Source organism: Streptomyces sp. NPDC086835 (genome assembly GCF_044745705.1).
Lineage (GTDB): Bacteria > Actinomycetota > Actinomycetes > Streptomycetales > Streptomycetaceae > Streptomyces.
On record NZ_JBIVAU010000003.1, the window covers coordinates 118,038 to 140,412 of the forward strand.

General features: G+C 71.8%; 13 protein-coding genes. All 13 read right to left on the minus strand.

The genetic code is table 11. The annotated features are described in order from the left end of the window. Nucleotides 1-5 precede the first annotated feature (5 nt). Genes ACIPJI_RS12095 through ACIPJI_RS12155 form a run of 13 tightly spaced genes read right to left on the minus strand, consistent with a single transcriptional unit; the run spans nucleotide 6 to nucleotide 22,364 of the window. Complete coding sequence (locus ACIPJI_RS12095) at nucleotides 6-2,162, minus strand: hypothetical protein (RefSeq protein ID WP_402245930.1); 2,157 nt, start codon at nucleotides 2,160-2,162, stop codon at nucleotides 6-8. After that, nucleotides 2,159-5,926: a putative baseplate assembly protein gene (locus ACIPJI_RS12100; protein WP_402245932.1), complete on the minus strand. Its 3,768-nt coding sequence runs from the start codon at nucleotides 5,924-5,926 to the stop codon at nucleotides 2,159-2,161. The genes ACIPJI_RS12095 and ACIPJI_RS12100 overlap by 4 nt, the downstream gene beginning before the upstream one ends. Continuing rightward, a complete protein-coding gene (locus ACIPJI_RS12105; RefSeq protein ID WP_402245934.1) occupies nucleotides 5,923-9,123 on the minus strand; it encodes a putative baseplate assembly protein in 3,201 nt (1,066 codons plus the stop codon). The genes ACIPJI_RS12100 and ACIPJI_RS12105 overlap by 4 nt, the downstream gene beginning before the upstream one ends. Then, nucleotides 9,120-9,500, minus strand: coding sequence for a GPW/gp25 family protein (locus tag ACIPJI_RS12110; RefSeq protein WP_402245936.1), 381 nt, complete (start codon nucleotides 9,498-9,500; stop codon nucleotides 9,120-9,122). Before ACIPJI_RS12110 ends, ACIPJI_RS12105 begins: the two co-directional genes overlap by 4 nt. Next, nucleotides 9,497-9,865, minus strand: coding sequence for a hypothetical protein (locus ACIPJI_RS12115; protein ID WP_307704817.1), 369 nt, complete (start codon nucleotides 9,863-9,865; stop codon nucleotides 9,497-9,499). Before ACIPJI_RS12115 ends, ACIPJI_RS12110 begins: the two co-directional genes overlap by 4 nt. 23 nt (nucleotides 9,866-9,888) lie before the next feature. Continuing rightward, nucleotides 9,889-10,416: a phage baseplate assembly protein V gene (locus ACIPJI_RS12120; protein ID WP_307704816.1), complete on the minus strand. Its 528-nt coding sequence runs from the start codon at nucleotides 10,414-10,416 to the stop codon at nucleotides 9,889-9,891. A gap of 38 nt (nucleotides 10,417-10,454) precedes the next feature. Then, a complete protein-coding gene (locus tag ACIPJI_RS12125; protein ID WP_307704815.1) occupies nucleotides 10,455-11,594 on the minus strand; it encodes a hypothetical protein in 1,140 nt (379 codons plus the stop codon). Continuing rightward, on the minus strand, nucleotides 11,587-11,967 hold the full coding sequence (locus tag ACIPJI_RS12130; RefSeq protein WP_402245938.1) for a LysM peptidoglycan-binding domain-containing protein: 381 nt from the start codon (nucleotides 11,965-11,967) through the stop codon (nucleotides 11,587-11,589). Before ACIPJI_RS12130 ends, ACIPJI_RS12125 begins: the two co-directional genes overlap by 8 nt. Before the next feature lie 5 nt (nucleotides 11,968-11,972). Next, nucleotides 11,973-12,668 carry a hypothetical protein gene (locus ACIPJI_RS12135; protein WP_402245940.1) on the minus strand — a complete coding sequence of 232 codons (696 nt, stop codon included), beginning with the start codon at nucleotides 12,666-12,668 and terminating at the stop codon, nucleotides 11,973-11,975. Continuing rightward, nucleotides 12,665-13,372 carry a hypothetical protein gene (locus ACIPJI_RS12140; protein WP_402245942.1) on the minus strand — a complete coding sequence of 236 codons (708 nt, stop codon included), beginning with the start codon at nucleotides 13,370-13,372 and terminating at the stop codon, nucleotides 12,665-12,667. Before ACIPJI_RS12140 ends, ACIPJI_RS12135 begins: the two co-directional genes overlap by 4 nt. 48 nt (nucleotides 13,373-13,420) lie before the next feature. After that, complete coding sequence (locus ACIPJI_RS12145) at nucleotides 13,421-19,924, minus strand: DUF4157 domain-containing protein (RefSeq protein WP_402245943.1); 6,504 nt, start codon at nucleotides 19,922-19,924, stop codon at nucleotides 13,421-13,423. Next, complete coding sequence (locus ACIPJI_RS12150; RefSeq protein WP_364594496.1) at nucleotides 19,921-20,217, minus strand: hypothetical protein; 297 nt, start codon at nucleotides 20,215-20,217, stop codon at nucleotides 19,921-19,923. The genes ACIPJI_RS12145 and ACIPJI_RS12150 overlap by 4 nt, the downstream gene beginning before the upstream one ends. Continuing rightward, entirely contained in the window at nucleotides 20,208-22,364 is a 2,157-nt protein-coding gene (locus ACIPJI_RS12155; RefSeq protein WP_402245945.1) for an ATP-binding protein, read from the minus strand. Before ACIPJI_RS12155 ends, ACIPJI_RS12150 begins: the two co-directional genes overlap by 10 nt. Nucleotides 22,365-22,375 lie beyond the last annotated feature (11 nt).

Here is a 22,375-nt window from a genome sequence, read left to right on the forward strand (position 1 = left end):
TCGTCTCAGGTGACGGGGATGATCCCGGCGTCCGTCCCGGCCGGGGTGTACTCGGCGAGCCGGGCCCGCAGGCTGTCCTCGCGCTGCGGTTCGTACAGATCGTGGAAGACGCCCATCTCGGAGCCGTCGTCGGCGCCCCGGCGGATCTCGGGCGGGCACGCGTCGGACAGCCGGCCGTAGGCGGGTGTGCCGTACCGCTCACTCGTGAACAGCGGTCGCAGCGGTTCGCCGCCCGAGAGGTCAGGTTGGCAGCGGTGCCTGCGCGGAGTGCGGGATCCCGGCGGCACGTACGAGTACCGCAGGCAGCCGACACCGCGCCGGGCCACCCGCATCTGCCCGGTGAAGACGCTGTTCTCGCCGATCTCGACGGCGTGCGTGTGCACCTCCCCGATCACCGTCGTGCGATGGGCGTGCAGCACGGCGTGCGCCAGGCGGCAGTCCGGCGCGGACAGCGCCTCGCGGTCGTGGCCGGTGGCGTCGAGGACACTGTCCCGGATGTGGATGGGCACCGGATCGTGGTTCACCTCGTCGCCGATCACCTCGATGGTGCCGAGGATGCTCCGCTCGATCTGCACACAGGCGGTGGTCCGCTCCAGGACCAGGCTGGGCTCCTCGGGCGAGTGCGGATCGCACTCCGGCTCCAGCGACCAGCCGGGCACCAGCGTGCAGTGCCGCAGCACCACCGCACCGACCGGGCCGCTCACGTTCAGCCCGCGCCCGGCGACCAGCAGCCCGTCGAGGACGATCCGCGGCGCGTCCCGTCCCGGCGGGCAGTCGTCCTGGGCGCGGATGTTGAGCGCGTCGGGACGGTTGCTGTACCAGTCGAGCAGCCGGATCACCGGACGGCATCCTTCGGCGGCCCGCAGCTCCAGCCGGTCGCCGCGCTCCAGGTCGAAGTCCAGCTGCTCCTGGTAGGCGCCGCTGTGCGTGATCTCGATGACGCCCTCGGGGCCGCAACGGCCGGCCCGCCGGTCGCCGCGCCACTCCTCGTACGCGTCCATGATCTTCTGGAAGCGCTGCCCGGGTCCCACCCGGTAGAACTCCGCCGCCGGCGAGGTGTCCCGCTCGCGTGGGTACTCGCCACCGCCCGTGTCGTCCCCGAACGCGTAGTGATACGTGACCCACACGCCCTGCCGCGGCGCGGAACGTGAACCGAAGGCGATCCGCCCGAGCTCCGGGTCGACCGCCACCTGGCCACGCCGCGGCCGGTAGCGCCACTGCGAGAGGTCGGCGACGACGATGTCCGACATCGGGACCGGCTCGTCCTGCCCGTCCCGCCAGATCGTGAAGCTCTTGCCCGGACCGTAGAGGTCCGCGAGCCGGTCGGCGAGCTGCCGGCGCCGGATGTACGCGGGCACGTTGTCGATCGTCGCGATGTGCGTCGCCGACGGCTCGGGCACCGGCTTCGTCACCAGCGGGCTGTCGTTGCCGAGGATGGAGAACGTGTACAGGCTGCGCGCACGGTCGATGCAGTACGCCGGGGCCCGTGTGACGTGATACGGCTTCAGCCGCCACACGAACAGCCCCAGACCGGCCGGGGACGGACCGCCCTGCCGCCGCGCCGAGCCCGCCCTGCGCACATCCACGGACCGGGCCGTTCCGGTGAACGGGGTTCCCGCCAGGTCGAGTTGCGCACCGTCCCGTACGTCCGCCAGCCGGCCGCGCTCCAGTCGGCGGGAGTCGGCCGCGGACGACCCCGACCCGTACAGCCGCACCGGCTGGTGGTGGGAGACCAGCCGGGAGAACTCGACGGCCCTGGCGGGCCATCCCGCGATCTCCTGCGCCATCTCCTCCAGCAGGTGCAGCGTGCCCTTGCGGCGCCGGTGGGCGACGGTGGCGGCCACGTCACGGCGCGGGGCGAGCGCCTCGGCGAGCCGCCGACGCGACTCCTCCCCGCCGGCGCCGCCCAGGCCGCCGGTCGGAACCCGCTCGTACCCGGGCAGCGGGGTGTAGCCCACCAGGTCGCCGAGATACGGCAGCACCCAGGGCGCCGCCGTCTCCACGAACAGGTCCTCGTACCCCTGCTCGACGCCGTCCCGCACCAGATCGACCTGCTCGGCGATGACCGCGAGCAGCGCACGCAGCGGCTCCCCGCGCTCGGCGTCGCGCAGCCGGTGCCACTGCGGCAGCAGCTCCGCGAGACCGTCCGGTTCCCTGCTCATGCGGTGACCTCCGTCAGAATCAGCGTGTCGGGCACCTGCGGTGTCAGCAGGGCGAGTTGAGCCGGCCGGACACCGCGGAAGACGAACACCCGCCGCCCCTTCTCCAGCCGCCGGGTGTCGGTGATGTCCGGGTTCAGACGCAGCAGCTCGGCGAGCGGGATGCCGTGGCGGCCCGCGACCGACGTCAGCGTCTCGCCGCCGTCGGCGGTGACGCGGTGCACCACCTCGTCGTACTCGGCGTGCCGGGCCGGGACCGTGGCCGCCGGCCCGCCGAGGCGCTCCGCCAGGCCGGCCAGTCCGTCCGCGGTGACGGAGGCCGGGACGCCGCCGAACACGTCGATGTCGACGTGGTCCACCCCCGGCACCCGGTGGGCCGTCGCCATCACCTCCGACAGCCGTGCCGGACGGCCGAGCTCCCTGCCTTCAGGGCCGAACGTGCGCAGCAGGGCCTGCCGGAGCCTCGGTTCCACGATCGACCAGGTGTGGTCGGGTGCGACCTTCACCTTCGCCGCGAGGAGCAGCAGCACCAGGTCGCGGACGTCGACCCGCACGGGCAGCCGCCCGTCGCCGTACCGGGCCAGCGAGGAACGCAGGGCCCGAAGGACGTCGGAGTCACCGGCGACCGGGATGTCGTCGACGCCGGCCACCGTCACATGCAGCACCTGGCGACGGCCGTCGAAGACCTCCCGGGCGACGGCCCGGCCGATGCCGGCCCGCGAACGGGCGAAGTCCTCGTAGTCCTTCACCGACACCAGCCGGTCGAGCGCCGACACGGCGAGCGGGACCGTGCGCCGGGTCAGGCCCGGCCCGTCGGCGTCCGCGCCGCCGGTCGCGGCCTGCGGGTTGGTCACCCCGGTGACGCCCAGCGGGCGGGTGACCGCCTGGGTGATGCGGTTCGCCCGCACGTTCGCCGCCCGGCCGGTGCCGAAGCGGTAGCGGGCCCGCACGTTCTCGCTCCCGGTGGGCAGCCGGGCGCCGTGCACCCCGTCGCCGAAGGTGACCGTCGTACGGCCGTCGGCCGTGGTGCCCGTGACGTACACACGGTCGCGCGGCCCGCGCCCGGCGAGGCTGTCCACCTCGTGCCACAGCAGCCCGTCGACGCGGATCTCCAGCTCCGGTGTCGCGCCGAGGGGATTGCCGGCGGGCAGCCACGTCAGCGGGGACTGCCACAGGGCGAACGTCTGGTTCGGCCGGCCCGCGTTCCCGCTGCCGATCGGCTCGTCGCGGCTCTCGCCGTGCGTCGCCGCCACCACGTTGCCCAGAACCCGCACCGTGTCACGGCGGTAGCGGTACGCCAGCTTCGAGGTGAGCCGCAGCCGGGTGTGCACGTGGTCGCCCGGCAGCCGCGGATCGATGACCTGCTCCACCCCCGCGACGACCACCAGCTCCGTGCCCGCTACTCCCGAAGCGCCCGGGGAGCCGGGCAGCACGTCCGTCCGCTCACCGGAGACGATCAGATGCCGTCCGGGCCGCAACCCGTCGTACAGCTCGGCGAGTTCGAGCTCGTCGCCGTGCACGTCCTCGCCGAGGGGCTCGTCGGCGGGGCGCAGCGGCTGCCCGTCGGCGTGCACCGTGGTGTCGCGGATGTTGGACAGCAGCACATCGTGTTCGTCCAGCCACGGATCGGCGAGTGTCAGCTCCGTACCGCGGCCCGTGATGCCGTAGTTGGTGTACACAGCCGTACGCACCGCGGTGACCCGCGTGGTGACGAACCTCAGCCTCTCGTCGCCCGGGATCCCGTCCGGGCCTTCGGCGCCCTTGCCGGGACGCTCGATCGCGACCCAACTGCCGACCGCGATCGAGTCCCGGACCGAGTCGAGGGGCAGGACATGGCGGTTCGCGGGCCCCGGCACCGTCGCGATGCCGATGACGACGTTCGCGGGCTCGCTGCCGACCGTGTAGGACACCGTCAGCTCGAAGTCACCGTGCCGGATCTGGTGGTGCTCACCGGGAGCCAGGTGCCAGGCCTTCGTGTCACCGTTGTTCACCGCCACATGGACCCGGCCGTCCTCGCCCGGACGGGACACGAACAGCGTCCGGTCCGGCAGACCGTCGTACAACTGCGCGGTGACCCCGGGCTCCTGCGAGTCCGCGGGCCTTCGGCTCAGCCAGCTCAGATCGTGGTCCTGAGCGGCCCGCGTACGCAGCGTGATCCGGCCCGGACCGAGGTCGAACGACTTCTCCGACGGCAGGTTCTCCGACACCTGCACCGACGAACCGGTCTCGGTGTGCTGGAACTCGGCGCGCACCGGCACCCGTCCCGCCGGGTCGTACACCACGCGCATGGTGGTGAGCGCCGCGCCCGTCAGCGGCCAGTCCGCCTGCCGGATCACCCGGCCCCGGTCGTCCTGCACCGGCCGCAGCGGTGCCGTCGCACCGAACGGCGCCCCCGTGAAACGCATCGCCTGAAGCTCACGCAGCAGCGCGGGCGCCGTCGGGGCGCTCTGCCGCCAAGCCGCGTACATTCCGTCCGCCACACGCGGATCGAGCGCTCCCAGCAACTGCGCGCCCAGCTCCGAGCCGGCGACCGGCAGCCGGCCCGCCGCCCGCCGGAGGCCGGCACCGGGCCGTACCTCGCGGGTGCGCAGGGCCGGCAGCACCGCGCCCAGCGCCCGCAGCGCCGACGCCCCCTTTGACGGTCGCGTCCCGTCGGACGGGGCCGGACGGGACGGCTCCAGGCCGGCCGCCCGCTCCCGCAGCTCGCCGACCACCGCCTCCAACTGCTCGAACCAGGCGGCCACGTCCTCGTGGGCGGCGGCCACCGCCTGTGCTTCCGCCAGCCGGTCGTGCGGCTCCGCGAGACGCGCGGCGAACGCGGCGGGCGTACCGATCGCGTCCAGGTCGGCCCGCAGCGGCGCCAGCACCTGGGCGTCGAACTCCTCGATGTACCGGCTGACCGGACGCGGATTGGGGTTGGCCGGCGTCGGTTCCCCGTCCTCGACCTCCCGCTCGTCCTCCGTGATCCACTCGCGCAGCTCGTCGACCAGCTCCGCCAGCATCGGCGGCGCCGACTGCGGCAGCCCGATCGCCGTCACGTCGTCTTCGCGGTCGGTACGGATCCGGGCCACCGGCAGCAGCAGCCGCCGCCCCTCGGGCCCGCCCTCCTCGCCCGCGAAGACGAACAGCAGCCGGTCGCCCGCCGTCAGCGCGGTGGACGTGCCCGACACGAAGATCTCCGACCGCCGTGTCAGATCCTGAGGCGTCAGCAGCGACGGCCTGCGCCTGCGTACCGACAGCGTGTTCCACGACGCCCGCGCCGTCAGGTCCTCGCTCGTCTCGAAGACCTGCGAGTCCTCGCCCGACGTGGTCGGCACGCTGTTGCTGCGCGCACCCCGCGGAATCACCACGGAGACGTCCGGGTCCCGCGGATCGCGGTCGAGCGAGTACGCGAGATGGGTGTCGGCGGCGACCCCCGGCCTCGGCCGGTGCCCCACCAGCCGGCCCAGCAGGGCCAGCGAACGGTGTTCGTTCGCGGTCCGCAGATACGCCTCGTCGGCGATCCGCTCCGAGTGGAAGGTGAGCAGATCACCGACCACCGCCCACGAGTCGAGCAGGCCGATGGCCGGATCGTCGGGCGTACGGGCCGTCAGGCCGCGCAGCGCCGGGTAGGCGGGCGAGGCCAGCCGGTCCAGCATGGCCGCCAGGAACGAGCCGTACTCGCCCACCCGGTACTCCAGAGCGCTGCGGCCCGGCGGGGTGTACACCGCCCTCGGCGCGTGACGCTCGTCGTGGCCGCCGCAGCCGCAGCCGCATGCGCCGGTCATCGCGCACCTCCGCCGAGCTCGATGGTCAGCCGCCCGTTCTCGGGCCGGTCGGGGTCGTTGTCGCAACGCGCGATCTCCAGCGGGCCGAGCCGCAGCACGCCTGCCTCCAGTGCCGTGTCGTCGATGTGGTCCGGATACGAAGCGGTCGGTTCGAAGAGCCGCTGCAGCCGTGTCACCCGCACGCTCTCGACTCCCTGCACGGCGGCTACCGTGGCCACCAGGCGGCTCAGCCGCACCGGTTCGCCGAAGGTCAGCGCGTCCGGGTGGAAGAAGCCGAGCCGCCCGCCGGGCAGGCGCCGGCTCCCCAGCAGCCGGTACAGCTCGGCGAGGATCTGACCGTGCTGATGACCGGGCGCCGCGCACACCTCGATCGCGACGTCCAGCGGCACACTGCGCGCCGGACCCACCACCAGGTCGTGCCCGATACGCCGGCAGCCCTCCAGGGCGTACGCCACCGCGTCCAGCAGCTTCGGGCCGGGCTCCCCGGCCGCCGACGCGTCGACCGCCACATGCGCCTCCTGCACACTGCCGGTCCAGCGGATCTCCGCCGCCGCCCGCTGCACACCCGGTACCGCCGACGCCAGCGCGGCATAGTCCTCGGCGGTGACCGCACGCAGCCGCGAACGTTTGAGACCGAGCGGCGCCAGCTGCCGCACCTGCTCCAGCGGCTCCGGCTCCGTGCCGCCCACCGCCGGCAGCGGATTGCGCACCCCGGCGACAGGCATCGCCTCGCCCGAGTCCGACGCGTCCGGCTCACGGCACAGCACCAGATGGTTGACGGCCTCCGCGCCGACATTGCCGGCCGTACCGCCGCCGAGCCGGTAGTGCAGCTCCAGCCGGGCTCCCGGCCGCGGCCGCGCCCCGTGCCGGCCGTCGCCGAACCGCAGCGCGATCCGGCCGTCGTCCTCCAGCTCGCCGACGAAGTGCCGCTCCCGCGGCCCACTGCCCAGCAGGTCCCGCCGCGGAGACCAGACATCGTCCCGGTCGACGACCCTGACCGCCGGCAGAGCCTCCCGCGGATCCTGCCGCAGCGCGGCGGCCGGGCCGCGCAGCTCCGGCTCGTCCGGATGGAGACCCGACGCGTACGCCGGGCCCCAGGTGTGCGCGACCTCCCAGGCGATGCCGCCGTCCAGCACCGCGCCCGCACGGGCCCGCGCCGTCAGCACCTCCAGCCGGCGCAGCTTCGCGGCCAGCAGCCGCTCGCTGCGGTGCAGCAACTCCCGCAGCGCCGCCACCGGATGACGCCGCAACTCGAAACGCTCGAGCACCCTCAGCCCGAACAGCACCGTCAACTCGCCGATCTCCGCCTCGGTGAGACCGTCGCAGTCACGGGCGCTGCGCCACAGTTCCACCAGCCGGTGCCGCACCCGTCCCGGGACGGCGGCGAGCCGGTCCGCCTGACCGGCGGACACATGCGCGGACAGCGGGAACGGCACGGCCTGCACGACGGGGGAGCGGTGCAGCGCCGGACGGAACCGGCGCCGGATGCCCGGGTACACCAGCTGCGCCAGCAGCGTCTCGAGCGCCTCCGCCTGCTCGTACGCCGTACCCGGCACCACCTTCTCCCGCCGGCGGCCCGCGAGTTCGAGACCGAGTCCCGCCCGGCCCGTCTCCTCCTCGCCGGCGACCTCGAACAGCTCACGTATCTGACCGGCGGTCAGCAACCCTCCCCGCCGCGTCTGGTCCAGGCGGGCGCCGATCAGATCGGCGACCGCGTTGCCCGCGTCCTCGTCCCAGCAGCCGAAGCCGGACGGATCGCACGAACCGAGCAGGGCCGGTTCGGTGGGCACCGTCACCGTCTGTGGGATGCCGCCGCAGAACGTGAGGGAACGGCCGTGGTCGACCAGCGTCACATTGCCGCGCGCCACGCTCACGTCGGCGACCGGTTCGCAGTCCCTGCCGCCGCGGGTGGACAGGCACACGGGGAACGTGAGCGCGTCCTGTGCGGCCCAGGTCACCTCCAGCACCGGCTGGTCGCACAGCGTGTCCACGGCAGGGGTGACGGAGGTGAGCCGAACGGCCTGCCGGTGCGCCGGATCGGCGTCACCGGGCGTACCCGAACGCGGCCCGCGTACCTCCTCGATCAGCAGCAGGTCGCCCGGCGCCAGGCGCAACTGTCGGAGTGAGCACTCCTCGTCGGCCCACTCGTCGCGCAGCGTCGCCGACGTCGCCCCCTTGGGCAGCGAGCACACCTCCTCGCCCCAGGTCCAGAACCGGACGGTGTTGTGCGCGGGGCGCAGCACCAGCGGCTCGGCGGCGACGACCGGTTCGAAGACCTCGACGGAACCGCGCTCGCCGAGGACCGCCAGCTCCCGGTCGTCGATCACCGTGCCGATCTCCGGCCGGTCCCGCGGACCGAGCCCGCGCACGTCGACCGCCGCGAACCGGAACGTGCCCGGCAGCAGCGTCAGTTCCCGCGCCACCTCCACCGTCACGAACGTGCGCGCGTTGCAGCCGTCGTGCATCGGATAGTCGATCAGCCGTACGTGCCGGCGCACCGACACCCGCCGCCGGGCGGTGTCCAGGTACGCCTCCGTCGCCACCGCGTCCTGCTGGTAGCTGATCCGGTCGCCGGTGTGCGCCAGAAGCTCCACCAGCGTCATCCCCAGATCCGCCGGGTTGCGCTCCACCCAGTCGGGGGTCGTCAGCGCCAGGCGGTCCAGGATGAGCTGCCGGATCGAGTCGTAGTCACGGGCGGTGTAGTCGATGACCGGCGCAGCGGGCACCACCGGCGCGTCCGGGACATCGGGGGCGCAGTCGCCCGGCTGGTCCTTGCAGTCGAACGGGGTGGGGCAGTCGGCCTGGAAGGAGAACCCGGCGGAGAAGTACCGCTGGTCGAAACCGGGGAACGGCTCGGTGCCCGGCCGCCCGTACGGGTCCGTGTCCACCAGGGACAGCCGGTAGCGGCTGGTGTCGCCGGTCCGGTCGAGTGTCACCAGCAGCCGGTCGTCCAGCTCCGGGTCCTCCTCCCGCTCGACCGAGACGTCGACCGCCTGGATCCCGGTGATCCGACGCCCGCCGTCGATCCGGATGTTCTCCGGGCACAACCCGTGCGGAGCCTTCCCGAGGAACGTCACGGTGAGCGTGAGACCGTCGTCGCCCACCTCCACCGCGTCCACGCCGCCGAGCCGCGCCGCACGTACCTTGCCCCGCCTGCCGTCGGTGCGGCAGACCAACTCCTCGCTCACGCCGCTCATGCGGGCCCGCTCCCCTCGAACACGTCGTCACGCCGGCTCCCGGTGGAGCGCACCGTGTAGGACAGATGGACCCGCACCACGTTCTCCTCGCTGACCACGTCCAGGGCCTCCACCTCGATCACCTCGCCCAGCACGCGCTGCAGCGACGCCTGCACCGACAGTTCCAGCGCGGACGCCAGCTCCGGGCTGTTCGGCGTGAAGACCAGGTCCAGCAGCCCGCAGCCGAAGTCCGGCCGCATCACCCGCTCGCCCGGGCTGGTGAACAGCAACTGCTCGATGAGATCCCGCACATGCTCGTCGTACGCGGCGTGCGCGGTGCGACCTCGCCGGTCGCTGCGGAACGGGAACGCGATGTCACTGCGTCGTCGGACCGTCATCCGCACACCACCCCTTGGCGGGCCCCGGAGACGACCGCCGGCCCCTGTGGCACGAGAGCGGCGTCGAAGCACTGCGCCGCCGTCGTGTCCAGGAGCACCGCCACCCCGTCGACCAGCACACCACGCTCCGGCGGACTGAAACGGACGCTGGTGCACGGGCGCGGGACACCGTTCACGGTGTGCGCGCAGCCGGCCACGACGAACACGTCGGACGCCGTGCGGACGGGCTGCCCGTCGACGAGCACGGCACTGGACGCGCCCGCGGCGAACGCCCGGCCACCGTGCGGACAGTGCAGCGCGGAGGCCGCGCTGACGCAGGTTCCTGAGGCCCCGGAATTCCCCGAGGTCCGTGAGTATCCGGACAAGACTCTTCTCTCCCCGTTGTCGGTCACTGCTTGCCCGGCACGATCAGCCGGCCGTCGTTGACGTTGACCTCGGCGCCGCTGAGCACGATCGAGGCGCCCTGGCCGTTGGCGATCGTCACGCCCGACTCGTCGACCTGGATGTACGCGCCGCTCTCGGCCTGGAGCCTGATGCCGTGGCCGCCCGGGACGTCGCCCATCACCAGCTTGTGCTTGTCGGACGTCTGGATCACCACGTTCTGGTGCGCCGGACCGCCCGTGAGCGCGTCCGGCGGCAGCTCCGCACTGTCCCCGTACCAACAACCCGTCCAGATCGGGTAGCTGGGGTCGCCCTGCTCGAACTCCACCCATACCCCCGCCCCGCTCGCGGGCACGACGTACTGCCCCGAGCCCGGCCCGGTGAACGGCAGACACGGCAGCGCCCAGGTGGAGGTCTCGTTGCCGAGAACGTCCGGCACCTGCACCGTGACGCGGCCGATCTTCAGCGGATCGTCGTTGCTCACCACCCGCCCCCGGAACTTGCCGAGAAACCGGTTGTTCGGTCCTGCAGCCATGCGTGGTTACTCCTGGTCCCCTGGTCCTTGGTGCGCGTCTACGGCCGCACGGTGCCGCTGCGGGCGATGAGCCCCTCGCGCGAGAGCGTGAAGTTCTGCTGGTACGAGCCGGGCCTGATGTTGTGCGTCACGGACTTCACGTAGTAGTCGCCGTCGTACGTCACCCCGGCGCCGCGGACGCCGACGAGCTCGCGCGGCCGCAGGATGTACCCGTGCCGGTTGACGTCCAGCGAGCCCGATCCGGAGATCGCGTCGGCGGACAGCGCGGCACGCGCCAGCAGTTCGGCCTGCGCCTGCTCCGACTCCATCTTCGCCGTGCCGGACAGCCGCCGACGCCGGAGCGCGGGTGTGGCCCGGCGCCCCAGCGGCGGGCGCAACGGCCCGATGTCCGGCTGCGGAAGGAGCAGGCTGTCCCGGGTGGCCGGGTTCTGCACGCGTGCCTGGGGCTCCTCGCGCGCCGTCCCGTCGTACGCGAACGTCAGCTGGTCCACCGTCGAGTTGGCGTCCATGTTCACGTTCAGGGCGTGCTGACGGTCCCCGATCCGGCGCTCCGGGCCCCACACCGCCGTGGAGGTGCCCGGGCGCGGGCCCGGCTCCAGATAGAAGATGTAGCCGTTGGCCCGGGCCAGTTCGGTGATGTACCCCAGGTCGGTACCCGTCTGGTACTCGACCCGCAGCCGTTCGCGCGGCGGCTGCTCGATCTTCTCCTGGTAGACCCGCGGCTCGATCCCGTAGTCCGCGTACTTGGCAAGGATCCGGCCGACCCGCTGCGACGGCCGCATGTTCGGGTACCGGTCGGTGTGCTCCTCGAGGTCCATCAGGATCGACAGGTCCTCGCCGGTCACCGTGAGCGTCGAATGCCCCGGCTGGTTGCTTGCTCCCACTTCCTGGCGCACGATCAGCCCGTCGAGCAGCACCTCCGGGGTCCCCTTCACGCTCACCGACAGGATCACCCGGGTCTTCGGGTCGAAGAACCCCTCTGGCAGCAGCCGCCGGGACAGCGCGCCCGTCTTGGTGAGGTCGAAGGCCAGCTGGAAACCGCTGCGTTCGCCGGCCGTCGCCGTGATCTGCGCGGACAGCAGCGCCTCGACGACCTCCGGCGGCACGGGCCGGGTCAGCCGGGGCCCCGTCTGCAGGGTGATGTGAATGGGCCCCTGCCCGACCGGCTGCTCAGACATAACGGTCCCCGGGGACGGGGAAACCGCCGGCGTGCGGGATCCGGATGTCCCGGCCCGCCTCGTCGGTCAGCTCGTGGGGGTCCAGCACGGGATTGGCGTCCGCGATCTGCCACCACTGGCCCGGGTCCCCGAAGTAGCGCTGCGCCAGCAGATCGGGGCGCTCGCCGCTGCTGACTGTGTGCGTCGCGGACTCGTCGTCGGCACGCTCGTCGCCGAGCGGGGGCAGCAACCGGCGCTTGGTGTAGCGCACTTCGGTGCCGTCGGGGGTGCGGTGCACCCCGATCTCGGCGTCGTGGTAGCGACTGGAGCGGGGGTAGGGGTGGGCGCCGGGTATCGCGTCCATGGCGCTCTCGTACGGCTCGATCTCTGCCATGTTCTTCAGGCCCTCCCCGTGATGCCGCTGATCCCGTTGCGCCCGGCCAGGCCCAGCGCGGCGAGCCCGCCGCTGCGGGTGGCCCTGGCGAGCTGCTCCTTCTGCGCGAGATGCGCCATGTACAGGTCCGCGCCGCGGTGCCCGGCCGGCAGATCACTGACGCTGAGCACCTTCATGCCGATGCTGAGGCTCGCCCGGATGGGATTGAGGTTCACGTCGAACGCGGACTCGTTGATGGACAGCTCGGTGAGCCGCACGGGCATGACGCGCTTGACCCCCCAGGTGAAGAGGGTCAACGGCATCTCGATCGGACTGATCTCGATGGTCCCCTTCTTCGTGAGCCGCGACGCCTCGCGCAACTGCGCGGTCGTCGGGTGCACGAGCATCTCGAGGGTCGCGAGCTCGGGGTGGATCCCGTCGGGAGCGGCGACCTCGAACTGATCGGTGGCATCGATCTCGGCCGTGAACTTCCAGGTCTCGTGCGCGGGCCCCTTCAGCCGCAGAGCCTCGTTCCGGTCCCCGGACCCACTGCCCCCTCCACCGGCATCACCGGACCCTCCGGCGGCCTGGGGCGAGAGACTGCGCTCGAGGGTGTCCGGGTTGAACTGGAGCACGATGATGCGCTGGGGGGTGCCGCGCTCGGGGTCGACGACGACGATGCCGGAGCGGATGGGCTTGGGGATGTCGGCGTAGCGGGTCACAGGCGGGCCTCCAGGCGGGCACGCAGCGGGGCGTAGTCGTACTCGGGGAAAAGTTCCGGGAAAACGTCCAGCATCGCCTGCAGGGGTTCCCGGGCATGCCGCCAGGAGGAGTCGCTCAGGGAGATGTCCGCGAACAGGTACTGCCAGCCGGATGTTCCCTTGGTGATCGTAAGCGTCTCGATGTACTGGCTGTAGGAAAGTTCGAGCTTCACATAACCGGGTGGGTAAGGTTCGCCGCCTGTACCGGCCATGCCCTGATACCAGATTTCCCACGGGTTCGTGTGCGGCTGGGCCCGCAGGAAGGACATGCGGCCACTCCCCGAAATCGGGCTGCTGTCGATGCACTTAAGGCTACCCACGAATTCCTTTCGGAATTCGGTAGGCTCCATCGACGCCCAAGGGTTGGGGGGCTGCGAAAAGACGTCGAACAGGTGCGAGAGGCTGAACTCGCCGGAGAATTCGGGGAGCGGCGACCGCGTCGACCAGTGACTGGCGAACGTCTCGAACCGGACCATGTGCTCCGAAAGGTCGGCATCGTACTCGACGCCCGCCAGCTCCGGTGCGAACTCGTCCGGCGCCGGCATGGCCGTGAACGGCTTCCCGAGGCTGCCGAGGGAATCTGCGTGGACCTCGATCCGGTCGCAGCGGCGTACTTCCTCGAAGGAGTTGAGAAGTTTTTCTTCCTGGCGGGTCAGTGATGTCATGGTGTGCTGTCCTCTGCGTGGCGGCGTGCAGGCGTCTGCGCTTACGTATTAAAGGGTGAAGTGCATCGGGTAGCGCTTCTTGACCTGCTCCAGCCTTTCCTTCAGGTTGTTGAACCTGGTGTGGGACCTGTTTCCGGACCGGTAGCTCGACATCTTGCTGATCAATTTGTTGATGTCGCCGCCGAAGGGAGCCAGTTCGATCACAGCCCTTGCGAATTCCGGTGTTTCGTCCAGGGCCTTCCTCACTATGCCCACATCCTTCTCCGTGCTCACGTTCGTCAGGACCGGGGGCGTGCCAGGAATCGGTGGCCTCTCGAAAGACGAGTAGGCGTGTGCCATGGAGGCCTTGAGTTCCTTCCAGTCGTTGGGGCTTTTCCCGGTGCGGTTGGCGCCGCCCTTCCGCTGGTACAGGCCCCATTCTGCCTTCACTTCCTGAGGGAAGCCCTCCGGGAACTCTCCCAGGGGATTATTGACGGTAGGGGGGTATCGCCTGTCCTCGTGGCCGCCCGGGTAGAGGGCCACGGTGATCCGGTACCAACCGGGGACCTTTGGATCATCGGGTGAATTCTGGCCGAAGGCAGACGCCGCGTGGCTCTCGATGACGTCGTAGAAGTTCTTGTTGATCGGGTTCCGCGCGGGTACGTAGTTCGAACCCCTGTTGGGCCCCCCGAGCTCGCGGGGAAGCAAATGCATGCGGTCCCACTGGCCCGGCCAACTCTCCTGGAGGCCGTTGCGGTCGATGTAGTCGAATCCCTTCGTCCGGTTCGGGTCACCGGAGGGGAACTGGCCGCGGGCGGAGTACTTCTTGTTGATGAATTGGCCCTTGAAACTCGACGGCAACACTCGGTCCTTGAACTCCGGGACGCGCGTCGGAGGCAGATCATCGTCGTCCTGTCGGACCCGGTAGTCGTTGTGATCCTGGCGGTCGGTGTACCCCCTGGTCACCACTCCGGAAGGGTTGAGCCGCGCCACAATGGTGAAGTCCTCGCGGTTCGATTTCCTGAGCGATGTGAGCCGGTGGTGCGCTCGCAGGCCGTCCAGCAGAGCTTCATGGGTGTTCTGTGAGATCCCCGGCTCCAGCTTGGCGTTGATGACGGGACGGATGCGGGCGATGATCCGCTGAAGCCGGTCTTCCTTGGCATCCTTCCCGTTCTCCTCGGCTCGGCGATCGTCCTTCTCCGATCTCGACTTCGGCCTACCCGGACCGGACTTGCCCGGCTTGGACGGACGTGGGCCGGGTCGGGCGCCGTCCTTGTCCGGCTTGGGTCCCTTGCCGTCGGCGTCCTTCGGCTTCGTGGGCTTGCCGGGAGCGTCCTGGTCCTTGGGCTTGGCCGGGTCCTGGTCCTTGGGCTTGGTCGACGTCGTCCTGTCGTCGGGCTTCTGCGCCGTGGAGTCCTGGTCGTCCTTCGGGCGGGTGGAGTCCTTGTTGTCCTGCGATCGGCCCGGGGTGTCGCTCTTCGGCTTGGGCGCCGGCGCCGGCGACGGGTCGGGCTTCGGCTTCGGCCGGGGGGCCGGGGTCGGGGTCGCCTTCGGCTTCGGGGACGGCGTCGGGCGGGTGTCCGGCTTGTCGTCGGTGCGGTCCTGCGGCTTGCCGTTCCGGTTGTCCCCGGCGGGCTTCTTGTCGCCGCTCGAGGGCTTGGGCCTGGCCGGCCCCGGCGTCGTGGCCTTGGGCTTCCCCGGCGTCGTGGTCTTCGGCTTGGCCTCCGGCGTCCTGTCCTTGCCCGGGGCGGGTGAGGTCGGCTTCTTGGGGGTGGTGGCAGGGGTGGTCGCCGGCTGGTTCCGGTCCTGCTGGTCCTTGCCAGGGCCGCGCTTGTCGCCGGGGGGCGCGGCCGGCGGCGCCGGGCTCTTGTCCTTGTCGCTCTTGGGCTTGCCCAGATTCGCCGCCACGCCCTTCAGGCGCTGCCCCACCTTCGCCACGTACTTGCCGATACCGCTCAGCAGCGCCTCGTAGGCCAGCTCCAGCAGTGCCACGATGCCCGCCGCCACCGCCTTCGCGAAGAGGATGCCGGCGCCGCCCTGGCGGACGGCCTTCAACCAGGTGATGACCGCGCCGATCGCGCGCAGGATCTCGCCCAGCGCGCCGATCGCGACCTTGATCGCGTCGATGACGGCCATCGCCCAGCCCGCGCCCGGGATCAGCTTCGCGATGACCTTGGTGATGACGATCTCGCCGATGATGAAGGGCAGTTGCGGGACGATCGCGTCCCACGTCTCCTTGACGATCTTCTCCAGGGTGTAGCCACCCTTGATCAGCTTCTCGATGATCGCCTTCGGGATGCCGAGGATCTCCTCGATCTTCGACTGGAACCACGACTTCACGGCCGCCTGGACCTCACGGAACAGGTGGTTCTTCGCCCCGTCCACCGCGGAGTTCTTCGCGCCGCTCAGCCAGCCGCCCGGGTCGGAGAGGAAGTCGACCGCGATGAGCATGAAGTCGCCGAGCGCGCTGAGCAGTTTGGCGGCGTAGTCGAGGACGGTCTTGATCGCGTCCACGACGGCCTTGAGGACGTCCATCAGCATCTTCTTGAGGATGCTCAGGATGTCGCTGAGCAGTTTGGCGATGGCGTCCAGCAGATCGGTGATGATCTGCTTCAGCATGGTGGCGAGCTTGTTGACGAGGGCGATCGCCGCCTCGATCAGGGACGTGATGAACTTCCGGATGCGGTTGGCCAGTTCGATGACGGCCCGCACCATGTTCTTCGCGAACTCGATCAGATCGTCGATGAGCTGCTTGATCGTGTCGACGATGAACTTGCGGGCCTCGTTGATCCAGCGTTCGACGGTCTCCTTGAAGTTCTTGATGAAGCCGACGACCGCGTCGCGGGCCGCCTTGATGACGCGGACGATCGCGTCCTTGATCTCGATGACCTTCTGCTTGATCCAGTCGAAGGCCTTGGTGATCCAGTTGCCCGATTCGTTGACGCTGTCGTCGCGCTTCTTCTCCGCGTCGCGTTCGGCCTTGGTGTTCTCGTCCTTGATCTTCTTGTCGCCGTCCTCCTTCTCCTTGGTGACGTCCTTGTCGGTCTTCTCCTCCCGGTCCTTGACGTCCTTGCGGACCTTCTCGTGGCGTTCGGTCTTCTTGGTGCCGAGGCTCTTGAGCTCCTCGTCCTGCTCCTTGCGCCAGTCCTCGCGCTGGGTGTTGACGTCGCTCAGCGCCTTCTCGCGCTCGCCCGTCTGGCTCTGCGTGTTGGTCGCGATCTCGGCGTCGACCTTCGCCTTGTGCTTCGCCTGCGAGTCGCGGAAGTCCCGGTCCTTGGTCTGCCGGCCCTCCGACATCCCCTTCTGGCCGTCGCCGAACGCCTTTTGGAACTGCGGACCGCGGTCGTGCTCGGCCACCTCCGACGCGGCCTCGGGTGGCACGGCCCCGGTCGACGCGCCGCCCTCGGGCACGCCGGCCTTCCCGCCGTCCGGGCCGGGCACCTTCCCCTTCATCTGCTCCTTCGGAGCATTCGGGTAGACCTGGTCCTCGCCCATTCGGCGGGCGGAGTCCTCACGGCCCGTCGTGACGGTGTCCTGGCCCTTGGCGTCCACGGCCGTGCCCTGCTCGCCGGCCGTCTGCTCGGCGGCGCCGGACATCTCCACACCCGGCGCGTTGCCCGCCTGGGCCTGCTTGAGCGCCTCGTCCTTGGTCGGCAGGCCGGCGAACTTGGCCGCCAGTTCCTGCGCGTCGACCTCGAAGCCGACCCAGCTGAGCACCTTGCCGATGCCGAAGCCGAGGGCCATCTTGAAGGTGTCCCAGCCTCCTGGCTCCTCCGCCTTCTCCGCCTCGATCTGGCCTTCGGGCTCCTTTGCGCCCGTGACCTTGGCCTCCTCCTCCTTCGGGGCCTCGGACTTCCTCGCCGGATCCTGGGAGTACTGGGCGGGGGCGTCGGCTTTCGGCTTGCCCTCCAGCGTCCTCGGAGCGCCCGCCGGGCGCTGCATCGACGGCGGCGCCGACGCCAGGGTCTTGTGCTCGTCGCCGACGGTGCGGTCCACAGAGCCGCCCACGCCGCCCATGGCCTCAAGGGCCTTGTGGGGCTTCAGCTTCGAGGCGGTGGACAGACCCGCCTCCGGGGACACGCCCGAGAGGTTCGGCGCCGCCCCGGAGTCCTTCTTCGCCTTCTTGGCGGCTGCCGCCGCCCCGCCACGGCCTCCTGACCTGCCTCCGCCCTGCGGCGCCTTGGGCGCGGGTGCGGCCCGCCTGGACGGCGCGGCCTTGGGTGACGGAGCGGTCTCCGGTGCCGGCGCGGCGGCCGCAGCCTTCGTCGGTGCGGGGGCCGGGGGAGGGGCGGGCGCCGGGCCGCTTTGCGGGCTCTGTGCCGGAGCGGGGTCCGACGACGGGCCCTCGGCCTCACCGGCCGCGTTGTTGCTCACCCCGCCGGGCGTATCCACGTTGGACCCGCCGGTGACATGGGTGTCCCGCGCGGGGGAGGGCGCCGGCACGCCTGCGGCCTGCTCGCCCGTGGCCGCGGGAGCCGGGGCCGGCGGCTTCTGCTCCTGCTTCGCCGCCGGTTCCGCTCCCGCCGTGCCGCCCGCCGCCTGCGGCGACGACTTCTCCTGTGCGGCGGCCGGGCGGTCGCCCGCGGCGGCGGTGCCCTTCTCCTCCTTGGCGGCGGCTTCCCGGGTGGGGTCGGCGCTCTCCGAGGTGCCGGGCTTCTCCTGGACCGCCGTCTGAGCCGCGACGGGCCCGGCTTTCGGGTCGGCGCCGCTCTTCGGGTCCTTCGACGCCGGACCCGGAACGGGCAGCGCCGCGGCGGCACGCTCCAGCGCCGCCCCGCCGGGATCCGCGCCGTCCGGCGCGTTCTCCTCCTCTTCGGCCGAAGGCTCGCCGTCCGCGGGTGCGGCGGCGCCGTCCTCGTCGTTCTCGTTCTCGGCCTCGGCCGCCGCGTCCTCGGCGTCCTCCGCGTCCCGCTCGGCCTGCACCTTGTCGGCCTTGGTGACCGGGGGAGCGGGGAACGACGGGACCGCGGGTGCGGCGGAAGGGTCGGCGCCGTCCGCCGTCGGGACGGCGGACACGTCGAGGTCCTGTTCCGGCAGGAAGTCCTCCGGCTGGAGCTTGATGTCCCAGGCGCTCTTCTCCCCGCCGCCGACCTCCACCTCCGAGGTGCTGTCGGACAGCTCCTCCTCGGCCTCGTCCTGCGGACCGTCGAGGTCTTGGTTCCGTACGCCGTCGAGCCGGCTGAACGGGCCGGGGTCCGGGACGCCTCTGCCCGCTGCCGTGGGCGATCCACCGGGCTTGTCCCGGCCCGCCTTGTCCTCGGGCCTGATCTGCTGCCCTGCCGTGAGCGCGTCGACCGCCCCCGGACGGTTCTTCGCCGCGGACTCCTCCTCGCTCGGGGCGGCGGCCTGCTGCTCCTCGCCCTCCTTGCCGCCCTCGGCGCCGGACTCCTTCTTCTCGCCCGCCTGTTGCCCGGCCGCCGATGCGCCGCCGGAGGACGCGCCGGCGCCACCGGCCCCGCCCCCCGCGGCCCCCGACTGCTCCTGCTGAGGGGCGGAGGCGGGCGCGGCCGGCTCCTGCCCGGCGGACGCCTGTCCGCGGTCCGCGCCCGACTGGTCGCCGCCCTGCGGGGCCTGCCCACCCCGCGGTGTCGTGCCGTCCTGTGCCGTACCGCCGTTCTGCGGCGTGCTGCCGGGAGCGCCCTCGGTGTCCGTGTGCTCCTTCTCCGGGCCCGGCGCAGGGGCCGGCCTTTCCTGGTCCTCCTGCTCCGCCTCCGCGGCCCGCTGCTCCTGCTCCCGCTCGAGGGTCACCTCGTCGAACAGATCGCTCTCGGCGTGCGGGGCGTCCAGCGAACCCTGTTCCTGCTCCTGCTCCTCGTCGCCGTCGAGCTCGTCGACGATGTCCAGCAGCCTCTCGTGCTCCGAACTGAGCAGTCGGCTCTCGAGCCGGTCCAGGACGCTGTCCTGCAACTCCTCGGGCAGCCGGGCGAGCTGACGCCGGGTCCGCCTGGACCGGTCCTCCGGGTCGCCCCGCAGCGACCGCACCACACTGTTCGCCAGCCGGTCCACCAGCGTCGCGGGATCGATCTGCTCCAGCCGGTTCCGGTCGGCGTCCACGCGGGCGTACCGCAGCCAGCCCGGCGTGGTCTGCCCCGGCTCCACCTCGGGCGCCGAGCCCTCCTCCCGTACGAGGCCCTGCGCCGCCGACTCCGCCTCGCGCTCCATCGCCTGGTGCGGCAGGCTCACCGCGCCCAGGTCGCGGCCGGCCCGCAGCGTGCCGAGACCGTGCGGGTTCTGCACCGTGTGCAGCAACTCGTGGGCGAGGAGGCGCTGTCCGTCGACCGTGCCGGGCCGGTACGCGCCTTCGCGGAAGAAGATGTCCTGGCCGACGGCGACCGCGTCCGCGCCCAGCATCTCGGTCAGCGCGCCCGCGTCACGGTCGGTGTGCAGCCGCACCCGGCCGAAGTCGTGCCCGAGCTGCTCCTCCAGCTCCCTGCGGACGCTCAGGTCCAGCGGCTGGCCCGCCCCGCTGACGATGTTCTTCGGTTCCGGGGCGCCGGACCTGTCCCGGTCCTTGCGCTTGCGCCGCTTGCCCGCCTGGTCCGACCGCGACTCCTGCGAGTGGGAGGTGCTCATGACGTCACCTCGCCCCGGCCGGACAGACCGGCGTGCACCGCGCGCGCCAGCTCCTGGCCCAGACGGCGGGCGGACGCGGTCGCGGGCAGCGGCGGCAGCCCCGCGAGCCCGTCCAGCGCACGGCCGCCGTCCGCCGCGAGCGGCACGCCCCGTTCGCGTACGAGCCGGGTCAGTTCGGCCTGGAACGCCGCGGTGACACGCTCGGCGTCGACGCCCCGGCCGAATCCGTCGAGCGCCAGCTCGCCGATGTCCACCCGCACGGTCGCCTCGCGCGGAGCCTCGTTCAGACCCATCCGTGGACCTCCGAAGGCGTCAAGGAGCGGTCCAGCTTGAGATATTCGGTGCGCGCGGCCTCCAGCATGTGACGCATCCGCAGCCGCTCGCCCTCCTCCGCCGCGAGGAACGCGCCGGACAGTGCGATGTTGCGGATGGAACCGCCCGCCACCGTCAGCCGGGCCAGCAGTTCGGGGTCGATGTCCTTCATCGGCGCCTGCGCGGGCAGCACCCGGCGCCAGATCTCGGCCCGCTCGCTCTCCCCGGGGAAGGGGAAGTCGACCACGAAACGGATACGGCGCATGAACGCCGTGTCCAGTGCCTGCTTCATGTTCGTGGTCAGGATCGCGAGACCTCGGTACGCCTCCATCCGCATCAGCAGATAGCTCACCTCGAGGTTGGCGTACCGGTCGTGGCTGTCCTTGACCTCGCTGCGCTTGCCGAACAGCGCGTCAGCCTCGTCGAACAGCAGCAGCGCGCCGCCCCGTTCGGCTGCGTCGAAGACCTTTCGCAGGTTCTTCTCGGTCTCACCGATGTATTTGCTGACCACCTGGGACAGATCGATGATGAACAGGTCCAGGCCCAGTTCCTTCGCCATCACCTCGGCGGCCAGCGTCTTTCCCGTGCCGGAGCCGCCGGCGAACAGGGCGGTGACGCCGAGACCCCGCCGCAGGGTGTGGGCGAAGCCCCACTCCTGATAGACCGTGGGGCGCCGGCGCACATGCGCCACGATCTCGCGCAGGATCTTCAACTGACGCTCGGACAGGACGAGATCACCCCAGCCGGCCTGCGGTTCGATGCGCCGTCCGAGCTCGTCCATGCCCATCCGGGCCTCGGTGAGGCCGGCACGCCAGGCGAGCCCCGTCGCGTCCAGCTCGTCCTCGCCGGGCAGGTCGCGCGCGACGGCCGCGCCGGCCGAACGCACAAGGTGCGGCGGCAGCGAGAACTGGGCGACGAGGTCACGGAGGGCGGCCTCCGGCACCTCGGGCACCGACGCGAACGCGTCGGTCCACACGCCGAGCTGCTCGTCGGCGTCGAGAGGGGGCACCAGGACGCGTTCGCCCCTCGGACGGTCCGTCGCCCGCGGTTCGAGGCTGGAAACGACGAGCGGTACGGCGGCGCTCTCGATGAACACATCGGCGGCCGCCGCCTGTTCACGGTCCAGGTCGCCGAACTCCACCAGCAGGGCGGCGGGCAGCAGGATCGCCTCCCGCTGCCACAGCCGGGCCAGCCGGTCCCGTTCGGCCGGCGCGGCCGGGATGTCGGCCGCCGACATCTCGTACAGGCCGAGCCCGGAACGGCGGGCGGCCGCCGCTGCGATGTCCGCGCGGCTGCGCAGATCCCCGCCGACCAGCTCGACCCGCAGCGGCGCCCCCGGTGCCGCGCCCGCCCAGCCGGCCGCGACCCGGCTCGCCGCAAGGTCGTACGAGGTGGGGAGGAAGTCCGGCACGCCGGTGCGGCGCAGCAGTCCGTGCAGTCGGGAGTCCAGGTAGGGGGAGCCGGCCAGGAAGTGCAGAATGCGCTCGTCGAGGCGGAGCCGGGAGGTGGTCAGCCGGGTCTCGTCGTCGAGCTCGACGATCCGCCACCGACGCAGCGGCGCGACGGGGGTCAGCGCGCTCCAGTGCGGTGCGTCGAGCGCCGCGAGGGCCAGGGAGAACGTGGGATGGCCCCGCTCGGGATCCCCGCACGCCGCCGCGCACCGGGCACCGGTGGTGGGATCGAGCTCGGCCGCGGCGGCGAGCAGCACGATGTCCCGTTCGAAGGAACTGAGTCCGAAGCAGGCCACGAGCGCGTCGAGCGCGGTGGGCCCGTCGGCGGTGGACGCGTCGCCACGGTGACCCTCGCGCCGTGCGACGGCGTCGCCGGGGCCGGCGAGCGGCTCTGCCGCTGCGGTCGACCGGCCAGTGTCCGCCCGGTCCGGACCGGGGTCCTGGGGCCGGGCGGCCGAGGCCGCGCCGGCCGGGCCCGTGCTCGCCCCGGCTCCTTGGGCCGCGCCCTCAGGACCTTCGGCCGGCCGGGTGGCGCCGCCCCCCGTGTGCCCACCGAGGAGCCCCGCCCGTGCCGCGTGCGCGTCGACACGGGCCAGGACCGCCTGGATCGCCGACGTCAGCGCGCGGCTCTGCGTCGCCGCCCCGGCGGGGCCGCCGCCCTCCTTGTACGTGCCCATGTCCTCACCCG

What these genes read in the sequence shown, in the direction of transcription:
- ACIPJI_RS12130 (WP_402245938.1), bottom strand. Translation starts at nt 11,967, where the DNA reads ATGGCAGAGATCGAGCCGTACGAGAGCGCCATGGACGCGATACCCGGC.
- ACIPJI_RS12120 (WP_307704816.1), bottom strand. Translation starts at nt 10,416, where the DNA reads ATGGCTGCAGGACCGAACAACCGGTTTCTCGGCAAGTTCCGGGGGCGG.
- ACIPJI_RS12145 (WP_402245943.1), bottom strand. Translation starts at nt 19,924, where the DNA reads ATGAGCACCTCCCACTCGCAGGAGTCGCGGTCGGACCAGGCGGGCAAG.
- ACIPJI_RS12155 (WP_402245945.1), bottom strand. Translation starts at nt 22,364, where the DNA reads ATGGGCACGTACAAGGAGGGCGGCGGCCCCGCCGGGGCGGCGACGCAG.
- ACIPJI_RS12150 (WP_364594496.1), bottom strand. Translation starts at nt 20,217, where the DNA reads ATGGGTCTGAACGAGGCTCCGCGCGAGGCGACCGTGCGGGTGGACATC.
- ACIPJI_RS12125 (WP_307704815.1), bottom strand. Translation starts at nt 11,594, where the DNA reads ATGTCTGAGCAGCCGGTCGGGCAGGGGCCCATTCACATCACCCTGCAG.
- ACIPJI_RS12105 (WP_402245934.1), bottom strand. Translation starts at nt 9,123, where the DNA reads ATGAGCGGCGTGAGCGAGGAGTTGGTCTGCCGCACCGACGGCAGGCGG.
- ACIPJI_RS12110 (WP_402245936.1), bottom strand. Translation starts at nt 9,500, where the DNA reads ATGACGGTCCGACGACGCAGTGACATCGCGTTCCCGTTCCGCAGCGAC.
- ACIPJI_RS12095 (WP_402245930.1), bottom strand. Translation starts at nt 2,162, where the DNA reads ATGAGCAGGGAACCGGACGGTCTCGCGGAGCTGCTGCCGCAGTGGCAC.
- ACIPJI_RS12140 (WP_402245942.1), bottom strand. Translation starts at nt 13,372, where the DNA reads ATGACATCACTGACCCGCCAGGAAGAAAAACTTCTCAACTCCTTCGAG.
- ACIPJI_RS12100 (WP_402245932.1), bottom strand. Translation starts at nt 5,926, where the DNA reads ATGACCGGCGCATGCGGCTGCGGCTGCGGCGGCCACGACGAGCGTCAC.